The sequence below is a fragment of the Nocardia sp. NPDC058497 genome, assembly GCF_042720195.1.
Taxonomy (GTDB): Bacteria; Actinomycetota; Actinomycetes; order Mycobacteriales; family Mycobacteriaceae; genus Nocardia.
Window position 1 is genome coordinate 4689 of the sequence record NZ_JBHXMY010000424.1, and the last position, 568, is coordinate 5256.

A 568-nucleotide genomic window follows, 5' to 3' on the forward strand; every position below is an offset into this window, starting at 1 on the left:
GGCGCCCCCCAAAACCCCCACTCCCCATTCGACGCCCCCGACGATCGTACCGGCTGCCGCTGGTCCGGCGTGTGCGGTGGACGACACCGAGATGGCAGCCTGTCTGGTAGCCGAGCTCCGCGCGCAGGGTGCGATCGATCAGGAGCGGCTGGCTGCCGGTTTCGCTCGTCGGTGTGATCCCGGCCGTGACTACGGGCACGCGACCGTCACGACGCTGCGGCGAATCCGGGACGGCGTGCACTGGCGGGAGGCAGCCGGTGCCGCGTTCGGCGGGCAGGGTTCCTGCGGCAACGGGGCGGCGATGCGGGTCGCGCCGCTGGGCGCGTTCTACCTGAATGATCCGGAAAGGATTGTGGCCGAGTCGGTCCGGTCGCTCTGAACTGCGGCTTGCCCGCCGCAGATCCGGACTGGCACCATAGCGAATTCCGTTGGCAGAATGGATGGTTCATCGAGCCGTACCGGAGGGAAAACACATGACCATCCTGGTAACCGGGGCCACCGCCAACATCGGCCGCAAGGTGGTCGACCATCTGCTCGCCGCGGGCAGCCCCCGAGTGAGCGCCCCCCT

At 69.0% G+C, this 568-nt stretch carries 1 protein-coding gene and 1 pseudogene; both read left to right on the forward strand.

What is annotated here, in order from left to right; genetic code table 11:
• A partial coding sequence (locus ACFWPJ_RS23765; protein WP_378854599.1) for an ADP-ribosylglycohydrolase family protein occupies positions 1–379 on the forward strand: 379 nt, incomplete at its 5' end.
• 94 nt (positions 380–473) lie between these two features.
• A pseudogene (locus ACFWPJ_RS23770) lies at positions 474–568 on the forward strand (hydroxylase); the annotation flags it as partial.